This window comes from Glaciecola nitratireducens FR1064, from assembly GCF_000226565.1.
GTDB classification, from domain to species: Bacteria; Pseudomonadota; Gammaproteobacteria; order Enterobacterales; family Alteromonadaceae; genus Glaciecola; species Glaciecola nitratireducens.
On sequence record NC_016041.1, the window covers coordinates 2273002 to 2299196 of the forward strand.

18 protein-coding genes and 1 tRNA gene are annotated in these 26195 nt (G+C 42.2%); 3 read left to right on the forward strand and 16 right to left on the reverse strand.

Annotated features, from left to right (window positions below; translation table 11 throughout):
• Position 1: 1 nt before the first annotated feature.
• Together msbA and GNIT_RS09770 are read right to left on the reverse strand one after the other, a co-directional pair.
• Positions 2-1750 (reverse strand): lipid A export permease/ATP-binding protein MsbA, encoded by a 1749-nt coding sequence (gene msbA, locus GNIT_RS09765; protein ID WP_014109035.1) that lies wholly within the window; start codon positions 1748-1750, stop codon positions 2-4.
• A 136-nt stretch (positions 1751-1886) separates the two neighbouring features.
• Positions 1887-4361, reverse strand: coding sequence for a DNA internalization-related competence protein ComEC/Rec2 (locus tag GNIT_RS09770; RefSeq protein WP_014109036.1), 2475 nt, complete (start codon positions 4359-4361; stop codon positions 1887-1889).
• A 26-nt stretch (positions 4362-4387) separates the two neighbouring features.
• Between GNIT_RS09770 and GNIT_RS09775 the strand changes: the two genes are divergently transcribed.
• A complete protein-coding gene (locus tag GNIT_RS09775; RefSeq protein ID WP_014109037.1) occupies positions 4388-4903 on the forward strand; it encodes a DUF2062 domain-containing protein in 516 nt (171 codons plus the stop codon).
• Between the two features lie 53 nt (positions 4904-4956).
• On the opposite strand, the gene ligA is transcribed toward GNIT_RS09775, so the two are convergent.
• Genes ligA through smc form a run of 3 tightly spaced genes read right to left on the reverse strand, consistent with a single transcriptional unit; the run spans position 4957 to position 12126 of the window.
• Complete coding sequence (gene ligA, locus GNIT_RS09780; RefSeq protein ID WP_014109038.1) at positions 4957-6984, reverse strand: NAD-dependent DNA ligase LigA; 2028 nt, start codon at positions 6982-6984, stop codon at positions 4957-4959.
• A gap of 6 nt (positions 6985-6990) precedes the next feature.
• A complete protein-coding gene (gene zipA / locus GNIT_RS09785) occupies positions 6991-8610 on the reverse strand; it encodes a cell division protein ZipA (protein ID WP_014109039.1) in 1620 nt (539 codons plus the stop codon).
• 21 nt (positions 8611-8631) lie between these two features.
• Complete coding sequence (gene smc / locus GNIT_RS09790; RefSeq protein ID WP_014109040.1) at positions 8632-12126, reverse strand: chromosome segregation protein SMC; 3495 nt, start codon at positions 12124-12126, stop codon at positions 8632-8634.
• Positions 12127-12295: 169 nt separating this feature from the next.
• Between smc and cysZ the strand changes: the two genes are divergently transcribed.
• Positions 12296-13033, forward strand: a complete 738-nt coding sequence (gene cysZ, locus GNIT_RS09795; protein ID WP_014109041.1) for a sulfate transporter CysZ — start codon at positions 12296-12298, stop codon at positions 13031-13033.
• On the opposite strand, the gene GNIT_RS09800 is transcribed toward cysZ, so the two are convergent.
• The 5 genes from GNIT_RS09800 to nhaR all read right to left on the reverse strand — a co-directional run bounded on the left by GNIT_RS09800 (position 13028) and on the right by nhaR (position 19157).
• Positions 13028-14536, reverse strand: a complete 1509-nt coding sequence (locus GNIT_RS09800; RefSeq protein WP_014109042.1) for a tetratricopeptide repeat protein — start codon at positions 14534-14536, stop codon at positions 13028-13030. The two genes, cysZ and GNIT_RS09800, sit on opposite strands and share 6 nt — an antisense overlap.
• A 28-nt stretch (positions 14537-14564) precedes the next feature.
• Positions 14565-15497 (reverse strand): lipoprotein NlpI, encoded by a 933-nt coding sequence (nlpI, locus tag GNIT_RS09805; RefSeq protein WP_014109043.1) that lies wholly within the window; start codon positions 15495-15497, stop codon positions 14565-14567.
• 113 nt (positions 15498-15610) lie between these two features.
• Positions 15611-15916 (reverse strand): DUF1244 domain-containing protein, encoded by a 306-nt coding sequence (locus GNIT_RS09810; RefSeq protein ID WP_014109044.1) that lies wholly within the window; start codon positions 15914-15916, stop codon positions 15611-15613.
• 148 nt (positions 15917-16064) lie between these two features.
• The gene (gene pnp, locus GNIT_RS09815) at positions 16065-18179 is read right to left on the reverse strand and encodes a polyribonucleotide nucleotidyltransferase (protein ID WP_014109045.1); all 2115 of its coding nucleotides are present in this window, start codon (positions 18177-18179) and stop codon (positions 16065-16067) included.
• A gap of 75 nt (positions 18180-18254) precedes the next feature.
• Complete coding sequence (gene nhaR, locus GNIT_RS09820) at positions 18255-19157, reverse strand: transcriptional activator NhaR (RefSeq protein WP_014109046.1); 903 nt, start codon at positions 19155-19157, stop codon at positions 18255-18257.
• 214 nt (positions 19158-19371) lie between these two features.
• Here nhaR and GNIT_RS09825 point away from each other — a divergent pair, with 214 nt between their 5' ends.
• Positions 19372-19701, forward strand: coding sequence for a hypothetical protein (locus GNIT_RS09825; RefSeq protein WP_041246381.1), 330 nt, complete (start codon positions 19372-19374; stop codon positions 19699-19701).
• Positions 19702-19757: 56 nt separating this feature from the next.
• Here the strand turns inward: GNIT_RS09825 and GNIT_RS09830 are convergent, their stop codons facing one another.
• The 6 genes from GNIT_RS09830 to folP all read right to left on the reverse strand — a co-directional run bounded on the left by GNIT_RS09830 (position 19758) and on the right by folP (position 26084).
• Positions 19758-21929: a S46 family peptidase gene (locus GNIT_RS09830; RefSeq protein ID WP_014109047.1), complete on the reverse strand. Its 2172-nt coding sequence runs from the start codon at positions 21927-21929 to the stop codon at positions 19758-19760.
• Positions 21930-22514: 585 nt separating this feature from the next.
• Positions 22515-22599: transfer RNA gene (locus tag GNIT_RS09835), tRNA-Leu, on the reverse strand.
• 51 nt (positions 22600-22650) lie between these two features.
• Complete coding sequence (gene secG / locus GNIT_RS09840; RefSeq protein ID WP_014109049.1) at positions 22651-23040, reverse strand: preprotein translocase subunit SecG; 390 nt, start codon at positions 23038-23040, stop codon at positions 22651-22653.
• 10 nt (positions 23041-23050) lie between these two features.
• Entirely contained in the window at positions 23051-23791 is a 741-nt protein-coding gene (tpiA, locus tag GNIT_RS09845; protein ID WP_014109050.1) for a triose-phosphate isomerase, read from the reverse strand.
• Between the two features lie 97 nt (positions 23792-23888).
• Positions 23889-25229, reverse strand: a complete 1341-nt coding sequence (glmM, locus tag GNIT_RS09850) for a phosphoglucosamine mutase (protein ID WP_014109051.1) — start codon at positions 25227-25229, stop codon at positions 23889-23891.
• Positions 25230-25247: 18 nt separating this feature from the next.
• Complete coding sequence (gene folP / locus GNIT_RS09855) at positions 25248-26084, reverse strand: dihydropteroate synthase (protein ID WP_041246382.1); 837 nt, start codon at positions 26082-26084, stop codon at positions 25248-25250.
• Positions 26085-26195 lie beyond the last annotated feature (111 nt).

The window sequence follows — 26195 nt, forward strand, 5'->3', positions numbered from 1 at the left end:
GCTAAGCCTGAGAAAATTGCATTTTATGCAATTGCGCATACATACCGTCTTTAGCAAGCAATTCAGTATGAGTGCCGCGTTCGACAACTTCGCCCTGCTCAATGACAAGAATAAGATCTGCGCTTTCGATAGTCGACAAGCGATGTGCAATAACAATATTAGTGCGGCTTTTTTGCAATTCTTCCAGCGCCTGCTGAATTAACTTTTCAGACTCAGTATCAAGTGCAGAAGTTGCCTCATCGAGAATAAGAATAGGTGAATCGGCTAAGATTGCTCTAGCGATAGCAATGCGCTGACGTTGCCCACCCGAGAGAGTCACGCCATTTTCGCCAATGATAGTGTCAAATCCGTTTTCTTGCTGATTAACAAACTCAGACACATGTGCCGCTTTAGCTGCCTGTATTATCTGCTCCCTAGTAACTTTGTCAGCGCAACCATAAGCAATGTTGTTTGCAATTGTGTCGTTGAATAAAGTCACTTGTTGCGACACCAATGCAAATTGCTTTCTCAATGACCTCAAAGTGACATCATTAAGTGCGACACCGTCAAGCAATATCTCACCTGACTGCGGGCGATAAAAACGAGTCAGCAGGCTCGACAAAGTCGATTTCCCGCTACCTGAACGTCCCACTAAGGCGATAGTCTGCCCTGCATTGATATCGAAATTCACATTGCGCAATGCGGGCATTTTTTTGCTTGGATAAGTAAACGTCACGTCTTTAAACTTTAGGTTGCCTTGCGCACGTGTTATCTCTTTCTTGCCCGTATCCATTTCTATGTCTTGATCTAACAAATCGAAAATGCTGGCACAAGCAGCCATGCCTTTTTGAAATTCATTGTTGACTGTCGTAATTTGCTTTAATGGCTTTAGTAAAGCCATCATAGAAATTAGCACGGCAATAAACACCCCAGGAGTTAATGCGCTCAACATGGTAGGCGTACTTGCAAGGTATAAAACAAAAGCTAAGGCAATCGATGCAATAACTTGAATAGTAGAAACGCTGAGTATCTGCGTTGTTGCCAATTTCATGGTTTGCTGACGATTGTTATTGTTTGTTTGCTGGAATTTTTCTGATTCTAGCTTTTGGCCTCCAAACATCAATACCACTTTGTGGCCTTTAACCACCTGTTCGACACCGGTTGTTAGTGAGCCCATTGCTTTTTGTATTGCTTTACTGATTTTTCTAAACCGCTTGCTGACAATATTAACGATAATCCCAACGATAGGACCGATTAATAGAAAAATAACAGACAGTTGCCAAGATTGATAAAACATAACAAAAAGCAGGCCTATAACAAACGCACCTTCACGAATAAGTATTAAGAATGCTTTGCCTGCAGCATTTGCGACTTGTTCGGTATCAAAAGTAACTTTCGATATGAGCGTACCGGCCGATTGGTGATCATGAAATTCTACGGGTAAATGAATGTACTTATCAAACAGTTGCTGACGCATTTTCATGACAACTTGTGAGCTGATCCAACTTAGGGTGTAACTTCCCATAAAATTAAACAAACCACGGATAATGAAAAGCGGAACGATAGCAAAAGCAGCAATCCTAAGAAAATCTGAACTAGTGTCCTTCAGGCCCACGTCGATCATAGGCTGCAGCTGGGAAATAACGAAAGCGTCGATGCCTGCGTAGCCGAGCATACCTAATATTGCAATTGAAAAAGGGAGTTTAAAAGGCGACAAGTAAGTCAGGAATCGTTTGATAACCCTTGGCTCAATTTCAGTAGTGGCAGTCATTCTCATCCTTTATCATAGTTACTGGTCTATCTAGCATTTTCAGAAGTTTCATTGCTACAGGGGTGGTATTCTAACGTAAGCCCTCAATTTCACAAGGATTTGTTGCTAAAGGCTTTGTTGCTAAAGGCTTTGTCCACTATTCGTGTTGCGAGCGTTGAATTCGCATATACCAAGGAGTAAACCAGCGTTGGCGGTATGCTTGTGCTTTTACCTTACCATTTGAATATTCGAAAACGACTTCGCCGTCAAACGCGGTATTGAACACCTTAGCATTTACCTCTCTAAAATTAGCGGTGACACTGGGATGCGGAAATTGCCAGCGATTTAAATATTTACTGCTTATTACCACATATTTGGGCGATACAGCGTTAACAAATGGGAGTGTAGATGATGTCTTGCTGCCATGATGAGCAGCCACCAAGACATCCGCTTGCAAGGTACCGAGGTCAGCATATTTATTCAAAATTAAGCGTTCTGCTGCTGCTTCAATGTCCCCAGTTAACAGTAAACTCAAATTTTTACCGCTAATTTTAATTACACAGGAATGATTATTTTCTTCTCCTGAAACTGTTTTATCTGGCCATAACATCTGTAAACTCAGGTCTCCCCATGTAAAACTGTCGTTGCTAGTGCAACCGCCCGCAGGCGTCAACCATTGAGTCACGTTATAGCGTGAGAAAACAAAGTTATTTCCGCCCGCATGATCATTATCCATATGACTATTGATCAAATAGTCAATGCTCGGCACTGTGTTCTTGGTATGCGACTCACTTGATATAAAGTGAGCTTCAGCTTCGAAATACGGTGCGATAACCGACTGAGCTAAGTTACCGCCAGATATAAAGGATTGACCGGTGTCGTATAACAGGAAACGATTATATTGGCGTACGAGTACACTCAGCCCTTGCCCAATGTCAAAAACGCGCACCGACCAACCTTCTTCAACCGCATTGTGCGCCATAGTTTGCGTGATGATAGCAACGCACAGAGCAGTTATCACTTTCTTGCGATGTGGCCAAAACGGCAAAAACATCAATAAAAGAACAATAAATGTCATTAACCAAGCTATTGACGGTATTTTGTATACTTCCATGCTCGCATTAGGCAAGGTACTCAGTATCCGCATAAATGAAATAAGCTGTTCAAAACAGTACTCTAGTGACAGCAGCAAAGCCCTTATGAATGCGTCAATACCCAGCAGCATCATGACTATGAGTCCTAAGCACAAAGGCACAAGCAGCATACTCACAACAGGCATAACTATTAAGTTTACGAGTGCGGACACAGTCGAAATCATACCAAAATTGAATGCGACTAATGGCAGCATAATTAAGGACAAAAATAGCTGTAGAAAAATTGCTTGTTTAGCCCCCTCCCACAAAGTATTATCATATCGAGGAAAACGCCACATAAAAAACAAAATGGCAAAAATCGCTCCAAAACTAAACCAGAAACTTATTCCTATTATAGAGAGGGGAAACAGCAAGAAGAAACTCATCAGCAAACAAATAATCACGGCGATAGGTCGCCAATGAAGTTGATAAAACAGCAAATAGGCCATAAAAACGATTGCGAGCGCTGATCGGATAACCGGAACCTGAAAGCCACTTAAATAGGCATAGAAGAAACAGAAAGGGATACTCACTATAATTGCCCATGGCGCAATGTTTGGCTGATGATCCAAAGCCAAGATTTTGATAGCTAAAAACAAGCCTGCTTTTGTTAAATTAAAAAATAACAAACTCACAATGCCAAGGTGTAAGCCAGAGATTGCAAACAAGTGCGCTGTCCCGCTAGTTTGCAGCAACTTCCAATCCTCGTCAGTGAATAAACCTCGCTCTCCCAGTCCTAATGCTAAAATCCATCTAGTATTTTTTAGATTATATTTGTTTGCATCAAGCAACAAACGGTTAACTATGTTTTGTCGTATTGAACTATGAGACATCAAAATCGCATTGGTAGGACTTGCTTTTACGCTGCCAACCGCAACAATGTTTTGACTGGCTAACCATTTTTGACGATTAAAACCAAACTCATTTGCTAAGGCATGCGGCTTTTTCATGTTAACCACCAACCTCACTTTGTCGCCCTGTTCAAATAGCATGCTTGGTTGAAACCAAGAGAGTTTAACCAGTGGTGAGTGGTACAGCGTCGTTTTGCCTATTTTACTCAGCTTGAGCATTAAGCTTTTGTGCTCAAATTGCCGATTCTCTGATTCACCGTACTCCTGGGCATTTGCTGACAAAGCGCCATGTATTGAATTACCTAGAGAACTACGTTTAAGCAAGCTACTGTTAAAGAAATGACGCTGTTGTACTTTTGTTATCGGGAGTTGAAGTGACTGCACAGTCGCTTCTATAATGACATTTTCATTAAAATATCGATTTGGTAGTTGCCAAGACGAATACCAATGCCCTACACTGCCCGCCCAGAGGAAACCAAGTATTGCTCCAAATATCCAGGTTTTGATTCGAAGGCGTACGCAGAACGCTGCAATAATGGTCATTAAAGCAACCGTTGCCATAATCTGAATTGAAGGTAGCGCAGGCCAAAAAAGACTACTTAGGAATACAATAATGAATGCAAACATTGCGCTATGTAGCTTACTCAACTTGTCTTCCTTAAGAGATTAGATGAATGCCAAAGAAATTTATAAGACGCTATTTACCTAACCATATAAAGGTGAGAGAAAATAAATATCTACGCATCTTTGGTACCCTTCTGCATGATCCAAATTTATGGCATTTGAACCGTCGCTCTGCTAGCGGTGCTTTTGGTATTGGGCTATTCTTCGCTTTCTGGCCTGTACCGTTTCAGATGGTGTTTTCATCTGCTGCAGCTATCATCTTCAGAGTGAATTTACCTCTATCAATCGCCACTGTCTGGCTGACAAATCCATTGACTATGCCGCCTATATTCTACGGGGCTTATTTGGTTGGGAGTACTGTACTTGGGACTGAAGTTGACCACTTCGCTTTTGAGTTGAGTTGGACTTGGTTAGCTGAAAGCTTATCCACCATTGGTCCGGCCTTTATTTTAGGTTGCGGAATCTGCTCTGTATTTTTTGGTATATTGGGTTATTTTAGTTTGGATTGGGTTTGGAGAATATCCGTGATCCGCGCTTGGAAGGCGCGTAATCCCGATAATAAATAGATAATAAAAATAAAAAATCGAGTGCTTAGTAATTCAAACACCCGAGTACAATCTTAAAGTTGCTCGAAAAAAGCCACCATCTGAGCTTCATTCCAAACCTCTATATTCAACGATTCAGCCTTACTCAACTTTGAACCCGCTTTTTCGCCAGCAATTAGCAGATCCGTTTTAGCCGATACACTGCCCGACACTTTTGCGCCCAGTTCCTGTAGCTTCGCCTTAGCCTCGCTTCGGCCCATTTGCGATAACGTTCCGGTTAGCACAATCGTTTTTCCAGCAAACGGCTGTTCATCTAGTGACGCTGGCTGTATTTCGGGCCAATGAATTCCTAGCTCAAACAAATCATTGATTATATCTACGTTGTGAGGCTCTCGCATAAAGTGGAAAACATGCTGCGCTACAATGGCACCAACATCTTGCACTTCTACCAATGATTCTATATCTGCTTGCATAATCCGTTCTAGAGTCAAATAGTGTAGTGCTAAATTGCGTGCGGTTGACTCACCCACTTCTCTTATTCCCAGAGAATAGAGAAACTTAGGCAAGGTTGTTTGTTTTGACTTTTCGATTGCGTTGAGGAGGTTAACAGCGGACTTATCCCCCATCCTCTCTACTGAGAGCAACTTAGGCATATTTAATCTAAACAAATCGGCAGGATTTTTAATCATGTTTGCGTCTACTAGCTGCTCAACGATTTTGTCTCCTAAACCATCAATGTCGAGAGCTTTACGCGAAGCAAAATGCTTAATAGATTCCTTTCGTTGTGCCGCGCAGACCAGACCGCCAGTACATCTAGCAACGGCCTCTGATTCCGTTCTCTCGATGTGCGAATGACAAACAGGGCAATGCGTGGGGAAAACGATATCACGAACATCATCTGTGCGTTTTTCTAAAACAACAGACACAACCTGCGGGATCACATCTCCCGCACGTCGAATAACCACTTTGTCACCGATTTTAACGCCCAAACGAGCAATTTCATCTTGATTGTGCAGCGTCGCATTAGATACGGTAACTCCACCGACAAAAACTGGTTCTAACCTAGCCACAGGGGTAATCGCGCCTGTGCGGCCAACTTGAAACTCAACGTCGAGTAAGGTGGTTAATTCCTCTTGCGCTGGAAACTTTTGTGCAATGGCCCAGCGCGGCGCCTTTGAAACGAAGCCCAGACGCTGCTGTAAGTTAATATCGTTGACTTTAAACACAACACCATCAATGTCATATGGTAGCGAATTGCGCATCTGACCTATTTTCGTAAAATAGGCAATACACTCTTCGGCGCCATTAGCAATCGCAGACTCTTTACATAAAGGGATGCCCCACTTACCGAGTGCGGCTAGTCGTTCGGTATGCAACGGCAGGTCGGTAAGACTCTCCCCCTCAATAACGCCCATACTATAGGCATAAAACAGTAGCGGTCGTTTCGCCGTAATTCGCGAATCAAGTTGACGCAAGCTGCCTGCCGCCGCATTTCTTGGATTAGCGAATAGTTTATTTCCGGCTTTCTTTTGTGTCTCATTGAGCTTCTCAAAACCCGCTTTCGGCATAAACACTTCGCCTCGGACTTCGACTTTACTCGGTATATTTTCCCCGCGCAGCTTAATGGGCACGTTGGCAATGGTTTTGACATTCTTTGTAATATCTTCACCAACTTGCCCGTCACCCCTTGTTGCAGCTCTGGTGAGTATGCCGTTTTCATAAAGAATAGAGGCAGCTAAGCCATCAAGTTTGGGTTCACAGCTGAACTGAATGTCAGAAAATGAAAGTAATCTGTCTTGCAGTCGTTTTTCAAATGCAGTCAAATCAGACGCTTCAAAGCCGTTGTCAAGCGACAGCATCGGGACTTCATGCACAACTGTATCAAATTTAGATAATGGCGTGCCGCCTACTTTTTGACTCGGAGAATCGGCACTGATTAAGGCTGGATTTTGCTTTTCAAGAGTAATAAGCTCCCGCATTAATCGATCATATTCTGCATCAGGAATGCTGGGTGCATCCATAACGTAGTATTGGTAATTGTGTTCTTCTAGCTGCGATTTAAGCGCATCAATGTGCGCTTTCACTTTATTTAGTTCAGTCATTTTTTACTATCGGTTAATGCGTCTTCGTTCAAATTCTCGAATGCGCTCTGAATATTTTTGTAGACCTTGTTTGGTCAACACTCCTCGGCTGCCATCGAGGATCTGACAGCCAAATTCATCGGCCAATTTTCGCGCTGCGTTGTGCATCATATTAAAAACTTGTTGCGGATCACCTTCAATGGGCAGCATCATAAACAAAGATAGACCACGGGTACTGAAGGTCTCAATGCTGTCGATATCAAAAACACCCGGTTTAAATAAATTAGCCAATGAGAATAAAACCGGCCCTTTGCCATTCGTATTTACGTGTCGGTGAAAGATATCTTGCTCACCAAACTTTAGGCCTAGCGTTAACAACATTGGGAGTAGAGCCGCACCTGTAATTTCGCGATCTTCGGGTGCTCTAACGTTTAGAACAAGAACATCGGTCGCTTGTTCACTCTGTTTGGTGCTGCTTCCCGACGTCGAGTTTGTGGATTGATTGCTCGACGTAGGTTGTTGTGTTGTTGTTGGCGCTTGCACTGAGGTAGACTGATTTTGAGCCGAGGGCTCTTTATTCGCTGAAGGCTCTCTACTCGCTGAGGGCTCTCTACTCGCTGAGGGCTCTTCATTTGTAAAATCAATGCGCATTTGTTCTTCGTTAAGTTTATTGCTTGCTTGCATTTCTGGTTCTTTGCGAATAACGTCAGCAACACTCTTTCTGCGGCGCGAAACGAGCTTTCTTGCCTGAGCTGCAAGGCTGATAGGTTTTGCGGGCTCTGCGGGTGATTGTGCTTCAGAATCAAGTTTAAACTCAGGTTCAACTCGACCTCTAGTATCAATTTTATGCTGAGACTCAGGCTCACGTTCAGATTTTGCTTCCAGCTCAGCCATTTTGTTTGCTTGCGGATTCACCTCCGGACTTGCTGCAGCTGACTTTAACAAAAACGGTGGTGGTTCTGGTATATGAGGATTATCTTGATTCGGTGCTTGGCGATGTGAGGTTTCAGGTAATTTTTTAGCACGTTGAAACGCAGGCTTTGGCTGAGTTACGACACTACCATATAGTTTAGGAGCTGTTTGCTCATGCTCTTCTGCCAGTTTGGCAAAATCCATCTCACTGCGTTCCAAAGATAAATCATCATCTAAGCTTAAGTCTTTTTCAATCTCATTTTTAGGATTAAAGCCACCTTCGTTGCTTTCGTCAGCTGCAACATCGTTGTTACCGCCTGAATCGGAGACGATATTTTTAACATGCTGACGCTCTGAGTCGAGTTCATCAATATCGTCAAGTGACTCCGAATGATTATAATTGTCATCGTCATAATTGAGATCAGTGGTGATTTCATCATCATAATCTTTACTATCGGCACGATCGTGTTGAGTATCGCTATATGAGTCTTTTCCATTATTGCCGTTAGCACCCGTTTTTTTCGTCGAAATAACTCTGACGCTTCCAACACCATGTTCATCGAACTTATCATCGTCTCCTAACGATGGGTCGCTCTTATTCTGCCAGTTTCTGGCTTCAAATTTTGCTTTTTCATTGCCTTTCGCATTTTTCCTGATTGTCCACATTCCGTGCACAAGGATAGCAATGATGGCAACAATACCAAAAATCAAAAATGTTAAGCGCAAATCTTCCATTTTAAACTACTCTACTTATTATTATTCTGCGATAGCTAAAGCTTCTTCTACATCAACCGCGACCATCCTAGACACTCCCGGTTCCGCCATAGTAACACCTGTCAAATGGCTTGCCATTTCCATTGCCACTTTGTTGTGTGTGATGTAGATAAATTGCACGGTTTTTGACATTTCTGAAACCAATTTACAGAAACGTCCGACATTTGCATCATCTAAGGGCGCGTCTACTTCATCGAGTAAACAAAAGGGCGCCGGATTCAATCTAAAGATAGCAAACACTAATGATAATGCGGTTAGCGCTTTTTCTCCACCAGAAAGAAGGTGAATTGTACTATTTTTCTTACCCGGCGGTCGCGCCATAATTGTTACTCCAGTATCAAGCATATCATCTTCTGTCAGTGCAAGGTGAGCACTGCCGCCTCCAAACACTTTGGGAAACAGCATTTTCAAGTCAGCATTGATTTGGTCAAAGGTAGCTTTAAAGCGACTTCGAGTCTCTTTATCTATTTTTTTAATCGCTGTCTCAAGTGTTTCGAGCGCTTGCGTCAAATCATCATTCTGTTCATCTAAATAGCGCTTTCTTACCGATTGCGATTCAAACTCCTCCACGGCGGCCAAATTAACAGCGCCCAAACGCGATAAAGACAAAGTCGTTTTCTCAAGGTTTTGCTGCCAAACCTCCTCATTAATATCTTCAGGCAAGTCATCTAAAATTGGCTTCAATGGTTGCTGCATGTCTTGTAATTGCTCAATGTAGGATTGAGCACGCACCTTACTTCCCTCTGCTTGTAACTTCTTACTATCTATCTCCGCCTTAATTCTCTCCGCCATCTGATTGATACCTGATTGGCCTTTTTCGGCTTCTAAGAGCTTCTCATCAACATCGGCAAGCGTCTCCTGTATTTCCCTCTGACGCTGCTGTAAAGAAGTCTTATCTTGCAATAGCGTCTGCAGCCTTTCTTGCTGATCCTCGAATGGCATCGATAACTCTTCGGACTCTTCTTGCAACATCGCTATCTTATCTTTGTTTTCATTAATCTGTTCTTCACGGCTTGATTGTTTGTCTTTCAATAAAGTGTATTTGTTTTTAGTTTGCTGCACCTGCATGGCTAATTCATGAGATTGTGATACCAACTGTTCAACTTGCGAGCGAGCCATTTGCACATTTTTTTGCAGTCTTTCTGCATCGGCCGTGTGCTCATCCACTACTTCTTCAAATTGCGCTAAATCCAATGCATATATTTCCACTTGTTCGTTTAATGTCTCAAGTGTTTCCAACTCTTCTTCAGCGTTCATTTGGTGACGCTCTAATTCTTCATATACACGTTCATGACGCATTTTTTGCTGAGTCAAATGCTGCTCAAGTTGATTCGACTGCGCACTAAATTTATATACTTGCTCTGAATAGTCACTGCAAAGTGATTTTGCGTCATCTATCAAAACCGTTACTTCATTGAGGGACAGCGATGTCAATGCCAACGCCTGTTCAGCAATCTCTAAATGCTGCTTTTGTTGTTCCACCTGTGTGACCAACGACGCTATTTCTGCTGTCCGACTTAGCGATGAGTCAACAAGCGCGCCAGCGCCGTTAATTAGCATATCGTTGAATAACCATAAGCCACATGGTGTTATTAGCGAGTAACCTGGAAGCAGGCTTTTCTGCTGCTTCAACCCGGCTTCAACATTTTCAACCAAGCTGATCATATTTAAAAAATGAGGGATCTTCGGGTTGTTTATTTTTTCACCTAAACTACCCTTCAATTTTTCACTTGTCATGTGCTTTTCAAACATGATCGCCTGACCATGTTTGTTATCGAAAAAGCTCTGCTCTATTTGCTCAATTTGCAATGAAGGCAATACGCAGGGGCTCGCAATATGTGAAAATACAATTTCACAACGCTCCTCATATCCAGGTTCAACATTTAGAAATGATGATAATTCAAGCAGTGATGATTCAAATTCATATTTCTCACTAGCATTTAAACTCGTACTTTTGTCATGATTATTTTTATTATTAATCTCTTGAAGGGCTTCTTGTCGAGCTTGTAAGTTAATTAATTTGCTTTTTTGTTCTTCCACCACCGCACTTGTTTTAGCGTGCTCTACCGACGTTTTTTGCTGGCGCTCTTGTGTGAACAGCAAATCTTCTTTCGCCTGAGCTAATCCCTCTTGCGCTAGCAACAATTCCGCTTGGATATCTTCTAACTGCTGTTGAATATCTCCCTGTTTAAGTTCAGCCAATTCTTGTTTGAGTTCTTTAATTCTTGATTCAGTGCGAAACTGCATGCTCATTGTGTTTTGAATTTGACCATGACAACTCTGGAGTTTCTGCTTTAAAGAATGATACTGAATGTCGCTATCTCTATTTTTTTCATTGAATTGAACAAGCACTTCCTCTGCTTCACTTCTTTTTGCTTGAGCATGCTCCACAGCCTCTTCAAGCAGCATTTTATTTGGCTCTAAGTTAACTAACTCATCCTGAACAATGACTAACTCATCAGCGGTATCTGAAAACAATATTTGAGTTTGCTGCGCTTGGCTTTGCAGCTGTTGCAGTTCCATTTGAATTTGTTGTTTACGCTTTTTTGAAAATACTTGTGATTGCTCAATTTTTGTAATATCGGTACTGACCTTGAAGATCTCTTGTTGAATATCGTTTATTTCAAGCTTGCAGACCTCTTGTTCTTCTCGATATTGAACAATGCTAGTCTCATCGCCGCGTTTACGTGAAATAACTTCTTCTAACTCAATTTCCTTTTGTGAAATGTATGCTTCAGCTTGATTAATTGAGTCATTTTGTTTCAGCCAGCGAATAACAGCAAGTTGCGCTTTTAGTTCTCTTTCCGTTGCTTTTAGTTCTTTATATCTGGTCGCGGCAGCAGCTTGGCGCTGCAATTTACTCAATTGCTCACCAAGTCCGCCACGAACATCGTCTAAACGCTCTAAGTTTTCTTTTGTGTGCTTTATTCTGTTTTCTGTTTCACGACGACGTTCTTTGTATTTCGAAATACCCGCGGCTTCTTCCACGAAGACACGCAACTCTTGAGGGCGACTTTCAATCAGCTTCGAAATCATACCCTGTTCAATAATAGCGTAACTTCGCGGCCCTAAACCCGTGCCTAAAAATAAGTCAGTTATATCTCGTTTACGACATTTGCTGCCATTCAGCAGGTAGCTCGACACGGCTTCCTTAGTCACAATACGCTTCACCGATAACTCGTTATAGTTGGCATACTCACCTGCAATCCGACCAGAAGAATTATCAAAAACTAATTCAACGGAGCACTGTGAAACCGCTTTACGCGCAGTCGAGCCGTTAAAAATGACATCTGTCATGGCGTCACCGCGCAAATTTTTTGCTGAACTTTCGCCCAGCACCCATCGCACTGCATCGATAACGTTGGATTTTCCACAGCCGTTAGGCCCTACTACAGCAGTCATTTCACCCGGAAATGGTATTGTGGTAGGGTCTACAAATGATTTAAATCCCGCTAACTTTATTTTTTTTAAGCGCATGACATTTGAATAAAGGCTGTTGGCAAAAAATAGTGCTCAATGATTATCGGATTAATGCCAATGTAACAAAAGTAAAACTTGGTAACAATTGCTCATTACATCTCTGTATTTAGCACGATATACTAGCCGCAGTTGATAGCAAGAATTACACATCAAATAAAGGGAAAGCATGAATAATAGAAGTGGCGCAAGTTATTTTTTCGAAGGATTTTCACTGATCAAAACAAAAGGCCTTAAACGCTTCGTTTTTGTGCCTTTATTTATAAATCTACTGCTATTTTCCATGGCTTTTTACTTTCTATGGCCACAATTGGAGATTGGCATAAGCTATCTTCTCAACTTTATACCTGACTTTCTAAGTTGGTTAAAAACAGCATTGAGTTTCATACTCTGGCCAATTGCCGTTATTTCAGTTTTACTCATCTTTGCTCTTATTTTTGGCACACTAGCCAACTGGATTGCTGCGCCGTTTAACGGTTTGCTGAGTGAGAAAGTGGAACGTTATTTAAGCGGCCAAGATATGGGTAACGAAGGTTTATTCAGCGCGGTAAAAGACATACCAAGAACTTTAGGTCGCGAACTGTCAAAAGTCTTATATTTTTTGCCTCGCGCCGTAGGCTTCTTAATCTTATTTTTCGTGCTGCCTGTTATCGGTCAAATTTTGTGGTTTTTATTCACTGCATGGATGATGGCAATACAATATTGTGATTACCCATTCGATAATCATAAAGTTGCGTTTAGGCAAATGCGAGATGACTTAAATCAACGACGCGGGAAGTGCTTAAGTTTCGGAATACTGGTGAATATTTTCTCACTTATCCCCATCGTTAACTTCATTGTTATGCCGGTTGCTATTTGCGGTGCAACTTCACTGTGGGTCGACGAATTTAACGAAAACCGGCTATAGCGTAGACCAGAACATAGCAGTGGCGTCATCGTTGTTGGCGAACGCAGCAATGGCTAAGTTGTCATTAATAGCAGAATAATTTACTTCATTAATAAGAGCTTGACGCCACAACGTTCGATAAACCCTTGGGATATTAGGCACATCATGGTATTCCAGAAAGGTCATTTGCTGAGTCGGCTTGAAAGATTCATATTGAGTATTTTTGCAAGTCCTAGAGCGTGCGATGTGATGTAACACCGGGTTGTTGCTTTCCAAAACCTGCAGCTGATTGTGCGCATCTATCGCTGCTTTCCAATTATTCGCTCTACTTAGAGGTAAATAACGGGAATTGCCCGTTTCACTCTCTATTTGAAATGCCTCAGGAGGTGGTGATAACAAAAGATTAGGCGCCAAGTTTTTGCTGCAATGATAATCCGCCAGACTTTCCGGCAGCGCATACTCATCAACAAAGCCAGCAAAGTGTGCAAGTTCATGCACAAAAACCGAATAAGTGTCCGATTGATCAAGAAACATGACGCCATTGTTAACGTTCGCTTTACCTTGCTCAGCGAACACAACCATGTGTGTAAAACTCAATGGCGTTTTTAACTGGCTTAACGGATAAAGGCCGCAACCTAATCTAGCCTCGTTATCAAAATTGCTGCTGCACGCCAAACTGTCCTTTTGTAGCCAAATAGGTGGCAAGACACACAAAGGTAAGTCGGCCAGTCTTTTATCTTTTTCAAATTGGTCTTGGAACGCAATTGCTTGAATGAATGAAACCAGAGTCGTAGCAACAAACTGAATTGTTTGAGCGCAGTTTGGGCCTTGCGGAGCCACATCCAGTAAGGAACTTAAGGGCTTCATTTGGTGTTGTTCGATAACTTGCAGAGCCGTTCGAGCAGGCGCAAAACTTTGTTCAGCTGCTTTATTAAAGTACAGCTTAGATTCCTTTATTTTATCTTGCTTCCAATACAAATTTGCAAGCTTGAAAGCGCTAGATGCATCAAACAACGCAGCTTTTTCTAACCAAATTATTGCTTGTGAATTATCGTGAGACTCAAATGTATATTTTGCCATTGATATAACGGCTGGTCGATAGCCAGCTTCCGCGGATTTTTGCATCCAAAGTCGCTTTTCATCATTTGAGGTTTGTAACAATGCGTACTCAAACTGGCTTTGAGCATGTCCCATTTCAGCTGAATTTTTCAGCCATAACTTTATTTCTATGGGATTTTGGCTGCGCATAGCGGCATAGTAAAGCGCTGCACTGCTGCCTAGTTCACCGGCCAAACCTAGCCAATAACCGTCATCCGAATCAATTGCTAGCTTGGTCAATGCAGCTACTGCATCGGAATTACCGCGTTTTACCAAGGGATAAAGAAGATAGCCGGCCTGAGCATTCTGCAATGCTAAGTGTTGTGGTATAACTCTCGTCGGTGAATAGCACGTATCAGCTTGCAAGAAAAAACAGATGCTGACGACGCCCAGCAATGCCTTCAGATAATTAATCACTAGTCCCACGCACTATCATCCTATGTTCTTGATTCTTCTATTGGGTGGCTTCCGCATTTTTCTGCTCAGAATCTATACTGTCTTCTTTTCTTTTTTCACGCAGCCTAGATAACTCTACCCTAGAAAATCGATGTTCAACGTACTCGAAGACGTTGGTGCTTAACGACAGCTTAAAGTAATTCGCTGCTGTCACCTTATTACCGATATCGCTGTGATACTTACCTAAATAAAAATAAGCCTCACATAATCGATCATTCAGCTGCTTTTGGCTGTTAACATCTTCCACTAACTTGGCGATAACGGCTGTTTCATCAACCTTACCTAAATAAAAATCAACGATTGTGGTTGCCCAATTGTCTTCATCCAGTGCTTTTCTGTGCTCAGCAAGATTTATAAGCGCTTTATTTCGGTCGACGCTTTGTTCAACAATAAATGACCAGAGAACACGATAAGGGTCTCGTTTATCTTTTTCATAAAATCGAGATAAATCAGATACAGCGAGGCCCGCTCTACCGCCGTAGTAAAGAGCAATACCTCTATTTAGAATGGCAAAGTCGTAGTCAGGATTTATATCTAAAGTTGAGTCAAAAGATTCATAGGCCATTATGAAGTCCATTTGCTGGATATAATGAATGCCTATTGAATTGTGAGCTTCAGCCATATCAGGCTTCAATTCCAGTGCCTGCATAAAGTCATATCGAGCTAAACCGGATAAGCCTACGCTGTCATAAAGCATACCTCGTTGAAATAGCAGCTCGGCGCGCTCATCTTCCTTTAAAGGCGCTTGAGTAAGGATGTGATTATAGCGCGCAATTGCCATTTGCGAGCGTGCGTCAACAGGCTCTGGTTCGGCTAACAGAAGGTTACCCATCGGTCCATATGCGTCGTTAGTTTTTATTGAGCATCCCGATAGTAGAAGAAGTAAGACTACCGCGGCACCAATACCTATGCGTTTTTTATTTACTTTCACAAAATTCCTTATTAAACACCGTTCTATTTTTACAAACAAAGGCGTATTCACATCTGTACACAACTACCTCAAGCGTTGGCTAAAGGACGCTTGAGGTAAAGTATAGCATGCGCTTATTTATCCTGCTTCGCCGCACTTTTCGCATTGAACGCGGCTAATTGCTCATCAGTAGCTGGCAGTTGATGGTTTGATTTCCACTCGCCGTAAGACATCTTATAAATAGCTTCTCGTGCTTCGTCATCAGTTAATGCAAAATCACGGTCTTGTGCCGCGGCTAAATACCACTTCGACAAACAATTTCTGCAAAAGTCTGCTAACAACATCAATTCGATGTTCTGAACCTGCTTGTTGTTGTCTAAATGATCGACGAGGCGTCTAAACGCTGCGGCTTCGACTTCAGTTCTTTGTTGTTCGTTCATTTTATATATCCTCACTATTTTTCATGTCGAGTTTGTAAAAATAATAAAAAAGGAGCCGAAGCTCCTTTTTTCATATCATTTCTAACTCAAATCAGCACTAAGCTATATTAATACTGTTAATGGCCAGGGCCATTTTATTCAAATTAAATTACTCGCCTTCGCTTGGAGCAGCAGGAGCTGGTTTTTCTAATAGCTCTTTGATACTTAAACGAATACGATTTTGACGATCAATTTCCATGACTTTAACGTCAACCATTTGGCCTTCTTCAAGGAAGTCGGTTACTTTGTTTACGCGGTCATGAGCAATTTGGCTGATATGAACAAGGCCTTCTTTGCCTGGTAACACTTCAACAAATGCACCGAAATCGACGATACGCATAACTTTACCGTTATACACTGTACCAACTTCAATCTCAGCTGTAACAGCTTTGATGCGGTCAATAGCAATATCAGCTTTCGCTTTTTCAGTTGCAAAGATTTTAATTGTGCCGTCATCTTCAATTTCAATGTTGGTGTCAGAAGCTTCAGTGATCGATCTGATCATTGCGCCGCCTTTACCGATAACATCACGGATTTTGTCTTGATCAACTTTCATTGTGTATATACGCGGAGCGTATTCAGACATTTCTTCACGGTGACCAGAAATTGCAGAATCCATTACTTCAAGGATATGCAAGCGAGCTTCTTTTGCTTGCTTTAGCGCTAACTGCATAATCTCATGCGTAATACCTTCAATTTTAATGTCCATTTGAAGTGCAGTAATACCGTTAGTAGTACCTGCAACTTTAAAGTCCATGTCACCAAGATGATCTTCATCACCTAAAATGTCAGAAAGTACAACGAAGTTTTCGTCAGATTTAACTAAGCCCATTGCAATACCAGCAACAGAAGCTTTAATTGGAACACCTGCATCCATTAATGCCAATGAAGTACCGCAAACCGATGCCATTGAAGATGAACCGTTAGATTCAGTAATTTCAGACACAACACGCACAACATACGGGAATTCTTCAGCAGAAGGCATAACCGCTTGCATACCACGTTTCGCTAGACGACCATGGCCGATTTCGCGACGCTTTGGTGAACCAACAAAACCAGTCTCGCCTACACAGTATGGAGGGAAGTTATAATGCAACATGAAACGGCTAGTCGCCATTCCACCAAGTTGATCTAGCATCTGAGCATCACGCTCTGTGCCTAAAGTTGCAGCAACGATAGCTTGTGTTTCACCACGTGTGAATAATGCAGAACCATGAGTTCTTGGCAGCAAGCCAGTTGCGACGTTTAGTGCACGTATGGTGTCCGGATCACGTCCGTCAATACGCTTTTCACCAGCAAGAATACGTGAACGTACCACATCGCTTTCTAGGTCATGCAGTAGGTCGCTCGCTTCTTTCGGATCTTGCGCCGGATTGGCTTCAAGAATGGTTTCTAATGCTTTGCTTGTTACAGCAGTAATCGCATCTTTACGCACCATTTTATCAGAAATTTGATAAGCTTCAGTCATACCTGCTTCTGCAAGTTCTTTAACTTTTGCTTTTAACTCAGTATTTTCAGCAGGTGCTGTCCAGCCCCAGCTTTCTGTGCCGACTTCTGCAGCAAACTCAGTAATTGCGTTAATAACGGTTTGAGATTGCTCATGACCATACATAACTGCACCAAGCATCACGTCTTCAGATAATATGTCTGCTTCAGATTCAACCATCAATACTGCACTTTTAGTACCAGCAACAACAAGGTCTAACTGACTTTCTTCTTGCTCAGAGGCACGAGTATTTAAAATATAGCCGCCATCTTTATAACCAACGCGCGCCGCACCGACTGGGCCACTGAAAGGCATACCAGAAATAGCAAGTGCAGCAGAAGTACCAATTAAAGAAATAATGTCAGTTGGGATTTCTGGGTTAGCAGAAACAACTGTAATAATTATTTGCACTTCATTTTTAAAATCATTTGGAAATAACGGACGAATTGGACGGTCAATTAAACGTGCGATTAATGTTTCGCTTTCAGAAGGACGACCTTCACGTTTGAAGAAGCCACCAGGGATTTTGCCCGCTGCGTACGCTTTTTCTTGATAGTTAACTGTTAATGGGAAGAAACCTTGATCTGCTTTAGTTTCTTTTTTACCGACAACTGAAACCAATACAGACGTATCGTCCATACTTGCCATTACTGCTGCAGTTGCTTGTCTTGCGATTACACCCGTTTCTAGGGTGACAGTATGCTGACCATACTGAAATGTTTTAGTAATAGGAGTCACACTCTATCCTTTAGTTTATATATATTTTATGCTTATTATTGCGGGGCATAGTATAGCGATGAAAAGCCTCGATTGCTATTTAAAAATTATATCTCTTGCGGAATTGCATACAGCGGCAACGGCGGGATGTGTGACTTTCCTCTCAGCTGAAATGGCATAAAACTTCTGTTTTACATCGTTCAGGCGGCCAACAACTTCGACTTTAAAGCTGTCGCAAACTTCTTCCTCAATAATTGTTGGCATGAAAAAAACACCAAATCCAGCATGTCCAAAAGACTTCATCAAGGCACTGTCATCATACTGCCCTCTTATTATCGGAAAAATGCCGTTATCGTTAGACCATTTATCAAACAGCTGTCTAACAGCATACTGTTTAGTGGGCAATAAAATAGGGGCTTGATGCAAGCATTGCGGGAATTCCCCGCTCAACTGCTCTTTCACTTTCCTTGAGGCAAAAAATGTCAGACCAGACTGTCCTAAGTAATGGTTGTAAGCGCGAACACTTAAATTGCTAGACAGGGGCGTGTCCGTCAACACCATGTCAACCTCGTGGATAGCTAGCTCGGCCAGGATCGACTCAACCGGCCCTTCTTTGCAGATCAGGCTAACTTCTTTTGAGAGCTTTAGCGCTGGTTCGATAATTTTGTAAACAATCGTTTTAGGTAGAGCGCTAGCTGCGCTAATTATGAACTCTGACGTTCCCACCAAAGGGGCTCCACGCAGAACATCACTAAGCTCCTTGCCTAATTCAAATATCTCGTCAGAATAACGCAAAACCAAGCGTCCAGTTTCTGTTAAGCGTAAACGACGGCCAACACGGTCGAACAGCGGTTGCCCTATTCGCTCCTCGAGCATGCTTAGTTGGCCACTGATGGTTTGAGGAGTAATAAAAAGTTTTTCCGCAGCCTTCGCAATACTGCCCTCTGTTGCGACAACCCAAAAGTAGTGAAGGTGTTTATAATTTAAATTTTCAGACATTTAAACTGTTATTCCTAGGCTGTTACTTTCTAGCCTTTTTTAATTATTTAAAAACAATTCAATGTGAAATAATTGAATCTAGCGCAATTAAATCGAATGCAATCGAGCTGTTCAGTTTTTTCGATTCTTTTTTATACATTTAAACGAATATATTCGTTCACTTTAAGTTGATAATGTTCACTTATCGACAGGAAAACCTTTCATAAGTGTAAGCATGCAACTCAAAATTGTAAAATCTGATGTAAAAATAAGTGGATCTCAGCTAATACGCTTGAATCAGACACTGCAGATGCAGCTGGGTCGGTATACGCAACTAATTGAATGTGTTAATGCTGTATTTGAGAAAGATGTAGACCAGTTCGGTCAGACAATAATACGATGTTCGATTGAAATAGCGCTTTTGCCCAAAGGTCTTGCATCGACATCAACTACGGCGACAGCAATTGAAGACGCATTTTACAATTCTATTAGCAGAGCGAAGCGTCAAATAGATAGGCAAAGACGCGGCAATAGGGATAGATCCCGCACAAACACAGGCTTTTAACAATAAGAAAGCATCAAACAGCTGGGTGAAGCCGCTGCTTGATGCTTATGCTTGACTTATCTTACAATTTCCATTTCTTCTATCAAGTTTTCAGCGCCGTCTACCTCATCCATAACCCACAGCATGAATGGGCTGCTTACATGGATAGCTCGATTGTATGTTGGGTCATAATCCCAATCACCAATAATAGACTCATATACGCCGTCAAACACCAATCCAACAAACTCACCCTTCGCATTTAATGTCGGTGAGCCTGAATTACCACCCGTAATATCTAAAGTACTTAGATAGTTGACTGGAACCGAGTTCAGTTTTGGATCAGCATAGTTACCATAGCGTTTGGCCTCGATCGCTTCACGCAGCTTTAAAGGCAAATCAAATTCATCATCCTCTGGAATATACTTAGCCAACATACCCTCAGTGGTAGTAAAAGGCGTGGCTGTTAAACCATCCTGCGGACTATAGCCTTTAACATTGCCATAAGTGATGCGCAGCGTACTGTTAGCATCAGCGTATACAGCTTCATTACGCGACTTTTTGAATGCAATCAGGGCTTTCATATACTCAGGTCGAACTTGCTGTAGTTTTCCTGACAGTGTTTTGCTGAGCTTTTCTTCTTCCATGCTGTAGTCAAATTGGCTTACCGCATATTGAATGAAAGGGTCATCACTTGCACGTAGCTGTTTTTCTGACATTGCCATCATAGCAAGACGGGTATCTAACTCACCCAGCTTAGTGTTGGCGTACATTTTGTCAATTTTGGCCGTAGCTTTGGTCAAGTCTTTATCTTTTATTTCAAAGAATTTGTCAAAAGTTGCAATACGCTGCCCTTTTGGCAAATCGACATATTTAGCTAAAAAATGCTTAAGAAGCGCTTTATCAATATCTGCAACATAGCGTGAGTTAATCGAGGCCATCGATTGCTCGTAGCCTTTCAAATCTCGCTCTTGATAACCCCGTTCTCGTTCAGTATCTGGTTTTTCCTGCTCATGAGATAATCGAAGCAAGCTTCTCGCCGTCGACATCATGGTGGTTCGGCCCATGTAGCTCATCAAAAGGTCACGTTCTTTATTTTTATCAGACTCTTCGATTAATTGGTTAAGTACAACTAAACTTGCGCCGTATTTAGCGTTCATTTGTGCATCTTTCGCTAGCCAATTCGCCAAATCAGATTCTAAGCGTTGCTTGCGAGCTAACATATCGCCCTTCTTATAACTCTCTACCATCGAGCCGTAGTTTTTCGCATAGTTTGCTAAGCTGGCTATGTTACTAGCATATTTAATGCGTTCATCACTGTCTGGAGCAGAGTTTTGCTTAATAACATCAATATACTCCTCTCGGTATAACTTGGCTGTTGGGTAAGTCCAAGTGAAGGTGCTTTCAACTTCCACCGCGGTTCTATAACGGTTTGTGCTGCCCGGATAGCCTAAAACCATGACATAGTCACCCTCATCAACACCTTTAGCATTCACTTTTAGGAACGCTTTATTGCTGTAAGGAATATTGTCTTCGCTATAATCCGCTGGCTTACCATCTTTACCAACGTAGGCACGATAGAATGCCCAATCACCGGTTTGACGAGGCCACTGCCAATTGTCAGTATCGCCACCAAATTTGCCAATACTTGACGGTGGCGCATATGCTAAGCGCACGTCTCTAATGGTCAGTAATTTTATCAACACGTAACTCGCACCGCCATGAAAACTTGAAACAGAACAACGATAATCATCGTCCGTTTCACACTCAGCAACGAGCTTTTTACGGTTATTTTCAATTGCTTGATAATAATCATTACCAGTCAACTCTGGAGAAATACCGCCGATGACTTTGTTAGTAACATCCGTTAACGACTCTGTGATATATACCCGACTACCAGGTGCTGCCGCCAACTCTTCTTGCTTTGTTTTGGCCACAAAGCCATTAGCGAGTAAATTATTCTTTTCTGAACTATTATGTTGTATCGAACGATACGCACAATGATGATTAGTCACCACCAAACCTTGATCAGAGATAAAGCTCGCAGTACATCCACCAAGGCTAATTATGGCATTCATTGGGAATTTTGACAGATCAGACATATCATCTGGGTTTAATTTCAACCCTGCTGCTACGAGTTGCTTTTTGATATCAGGGAGTTGATGCGGCTGCCACATCCCTTCGTCGGCTAGCGCTGCACTGAAGGGTGCAACTAATGTCAGTGCGCATGCACCGATAATCCACTTTTTCATCTTTTTTCCTTGTGTTTATAACTTGTTTTATTGCGCTTGTATTATTTAGGCAATCTGACATTAGAGAGACTGCACATTAGTATCTTCGACGCACAAGCTATCTTTTCAAACGAGTTCTGACAACTACTATTTTGTAAGTTTTTCTTGCTGGATTAACTTGCAATCCTCTGGCAATCACATAAAATAGACGTCCAGACGTCCAAAATACCAGTTATTAAAACGTAGGACTCATAGATATAGTCCGCCAAAGCAGTATGACGGTCTTTTTTTCTAATAAAAATTGGATGAGCAAAAACGGTGAACAACATTGAATACTGACTATTTAACCGAACAATCTGAAGAAGTTAAGACAACAACAAAATATTATTTTTCCGCTCTTATGGCAGACGGCTGCTTACAGCAATGGATAGTCAAAGAGTGTCAGAATGAACAAGATTTTCGTGATCACTTAAATCAGCACTACCCATTTCATATCTGCCTTTATTGTAGACAAACGACATAGTCAAATTATCGACAAGAACTAGACGATGTAAAAATTGAGCAAAAAAAAGGGTTAGCATCTAATATGCTAACCCTTCACTTATTTGGTGCGGAAAGGGGGACTCGAACCCCCACGACCTAAGTCACCACCCCCTCAAGATGGCGTGTCTACCAATTCCACCACTTCCGCGTTTTACTTTTCGTCGCTATTTCTTGTTATTATTTACTCAAAAACACCCAACTAATTTGGAATATCTTCTTGTTTTTTGTCTTCTTCAGTTGCTGCTGGTACATCCGATGCAGCCGGCATCTCAGTGCTTAGTGTCGGAATTTCCGAACTAACTGGCTCTTCTACTACTGGAACCTCGAGATTGTCGAATTCGTCTACTGTTTCATTTTTACTTGCAGCAATTGAACCTAGAAGTAAGCTGATAACGAAAAAACAAGTCGCTAATACTGCGGTCGTTTTTGTCATAAAATTACCTGAACCTGACGAACCAAACACAGTATTAGAGCCGCCAGCACCAAACGACGCGCCCATATCAGCGCCTTTACCTTGCTGGATTAAAACAAATCCAATCAATAACAATGCAACAACTAAATAACCTACAATTAATACTTGTTCTAACATTCTTGCCTCTCTAACTTGCCGCTTGGCAAATTGTTGTAAAATCTTCTATTTTTAAGCTGGCGCCACCAATGAGGCCGCCATCGATATCTGGCTTTGCAAACAACTCTTTGGCGTTTGCAGCATTCACACTACCACCATACAAAAGCCTAACACTTGCGGCTGCTTGAGTATCTAATGCGGCTAACTCTTTTCGAATAAACGCATGTACCTCTTGCGCTTGCTCCGGGCTTGCTGTTTTGCCCGTTCCAATTGCCCATATTGGTTCGTAGGCAATCACTGAATTCTTTATATAATCAGCGCCACATTCGTTGGCTACTGCATCTAGCTGCGCTTTAACAAAAGCGAATACATTACCACTCTCTCTTACTTCTAAGGGCTCACCAACACATATGATTGGTGTGAGACCCGCTGCTATAGCTGCTTTTACTTTCCTTGCAACTATTTCATTCGATTCCGCATGGCCTTCACGTCGCTCTGAGTGTCCGAGAATAACGTATTTACAACCTGCTTCCGAAATCATACCTAACGAAATTTCACCGGTATGCGCACCAGAAGCAAACTCGCTTGCATTTTGTGCACCTATATCAAACTCAGCGTGACTGAATTTAGATAAATAAACAGCTGGAGGACATATCACAACGTCAACCGCCGGGTTTGAGGCCAATTTTAAAGAAAAGGAATCAACTAACTCGTTGCTTCCATTCATTTTCCAATTGCCTGCTACAAAAGGCCTTCTTTTGGAATTTGTCATACTTTCTCCAAGGCCCACTGCAAAGCGGGCGTGATATTAACTAACCACTCACAATTATACAAGTATCAGTTTGTTAAATACGTAATAAGTTGAGTTCTTATGATGCTTTTTTAACCACTTCGGCAATTTTTTCAGCCCAGAAGTCACTTAGGCCCTTATCAATCGCCTCAACCATGACTCTAATAAGAGGTTCGGTTCCGCTTTTGCGTAAAAGCACACGACCTGCATCACCCATTTCCTCTTCTGCTTGAATAACAATGGCCTTAACTTTATCAGATTCAAGCGGATTTTTGCTTGGGTCAGCAAACTTGACGTTAATAAGGCGCTGGGGGAACCGAGTAAACCCAGAATTTAATACGCTTAATTTCATATTTGAACGCAACATTGCTGCAATTACTTGCAGCCCAGCAACAATGCCATCCCCCGTCGAAGCTAGGCTCAAATTAAGTACGTGCCCTGAATTTTCACCACCAATTTTCCACCCTTTTTCAAGCAGCATCTCCATTACATAACGATCACCAACGTTGGCGCGTGCGAATGGAATACCCAGTTTTTCGAGCGCGACTTCCATGCCTAAATTAGACATTTTAGTGCCCACAACACCACCTTGCAGTTGACCGTGCTTCATGGCTTCACGAGCGATAATGAAAATTATTTCATCACCATCAATCACGTTGCCCTTCTCATCCACCATCATTATTCTGTCGCCATCACCATCTAGCGCGAAACCAATATCTGCTTTATGCTCTTTAACCGCCTCAACTGCGGCGCGCATAGATGTCGCGCCAACCTGATGATTTATATTTATGCCGTTGGGTGAGGTTCCTATCTCAATAACTTCAGCACCCAGTTCTGCCAGCACGTCAGGCGCAATATGGTAAGTTGCACCGTGAGCGCAGTCGACCACAATTTTCAGTCCTTTAAGCGACAGATCGGACGGGAATGTGCCTTTGCAATATTCGATATAACGCCCAGCAGCATCGTTAATTCGAGTCGCTTTACCTAACTTATCAGACTCAACACAAACCATGGGTAATTCAAGCTGTGCTTCAATTGCAAGTTCGATCTTATCGTCTAGTTTATGTCCTGTAGATGAGAAAAACTTTATGCCGTTGTCATAGTAAGGGTTATGCGAAGCACTGATGACAATACCCGCCTCTGAACGGAAGGTTTTTGTTAAATACGCTATAGCTGGAGTGGGCATTGGACCTAATAGCCCGATATTAATCCCTGCAGCTGAAAGTCCTGCTTCCAGCGCTGATTCAAGCATATAGCCAGAAATTCGAGTATCTTTACCAATGAGGACTTTGTTGGTACCGTGCCCTGCCAATACTTTGCCAGCGGCGTAACCTAACTTCATTACAAATTCAGGATTGATGGCGCTCTCGCCAACCTTACCCCTGATCCCATCGGTGCCAAAATACTTTCGTTCTGTCATACAACTTCCTTTACGTTTTTATTCTATGCTTTGTAATTTATTCACGATCTTGATGGCGTCCATTGTCTCAACAACATCGTGTACTCTAATAATTTCAACGCCTGCTGTAGCGGCAATAGTAGCAGTGGCAATATTTCCTGCCAACCTTTGATTAACTTCTCGATTCAATAAATTGCCAATCATAGACTTTCTCGACATGCCGACCAGCACAGGTATTTTGAATCTATTGAATTGTTGTATATGTTTCAAAAGTTGATAATTGTGGTCAAGTGTCTTACCAAAACCAAAGCCGGGGTCAATCAGAATATACCGTCGTTCGAGTCCCGCCTTCTCACATTCTTCAATGCGTTGTTCGAAAAAATCCATCACCTCTTCAACGACACCGTGGTACTGGGGCTTATCTTGCATGCTTAGGGGTTCGCCCTGCATATGCATCAAACAGCTGGGCACATTGAAGTCTTTCGCCGCATTGATGGCGGCGCGCAGAGCTCCCTCATTTCTTAAAGCTCTGACGTCATTAATCATACCCGCACCACTTTGCACGGCTTCGGTCATCACCTGCGCCTTGCTGGTATCAACCGATACCACCACATCAAGTTCATTACTTATTTTTTCAATCACTGGAATAACGCGATCAAGCTCTTCATTTAAGGCGACCGCTTTGGCGCCCGGACGCGTCGACTCCCCCCCTACATCGATAAATGTTGCACCCGCTTTTACCATCGACTCAGCCTGACGAATTGCTAACTCAAGCTCGCTAAACTTGCCACCATCCGAAAATGAATCAGGGGTGACGTTTAATATACCCATCACTTTTGGCGTATCAAATATAACCTGACGATTTCTAAAGTTCATTGTATGTGTTCGAATCAAAGTTTATCGTTCCTTAAATTCACTGAAAATGGAATCCTTTGTATTACATTTCAGGCGTTTTGCATTATTCATTTTTTACATAAAAAAAACGCC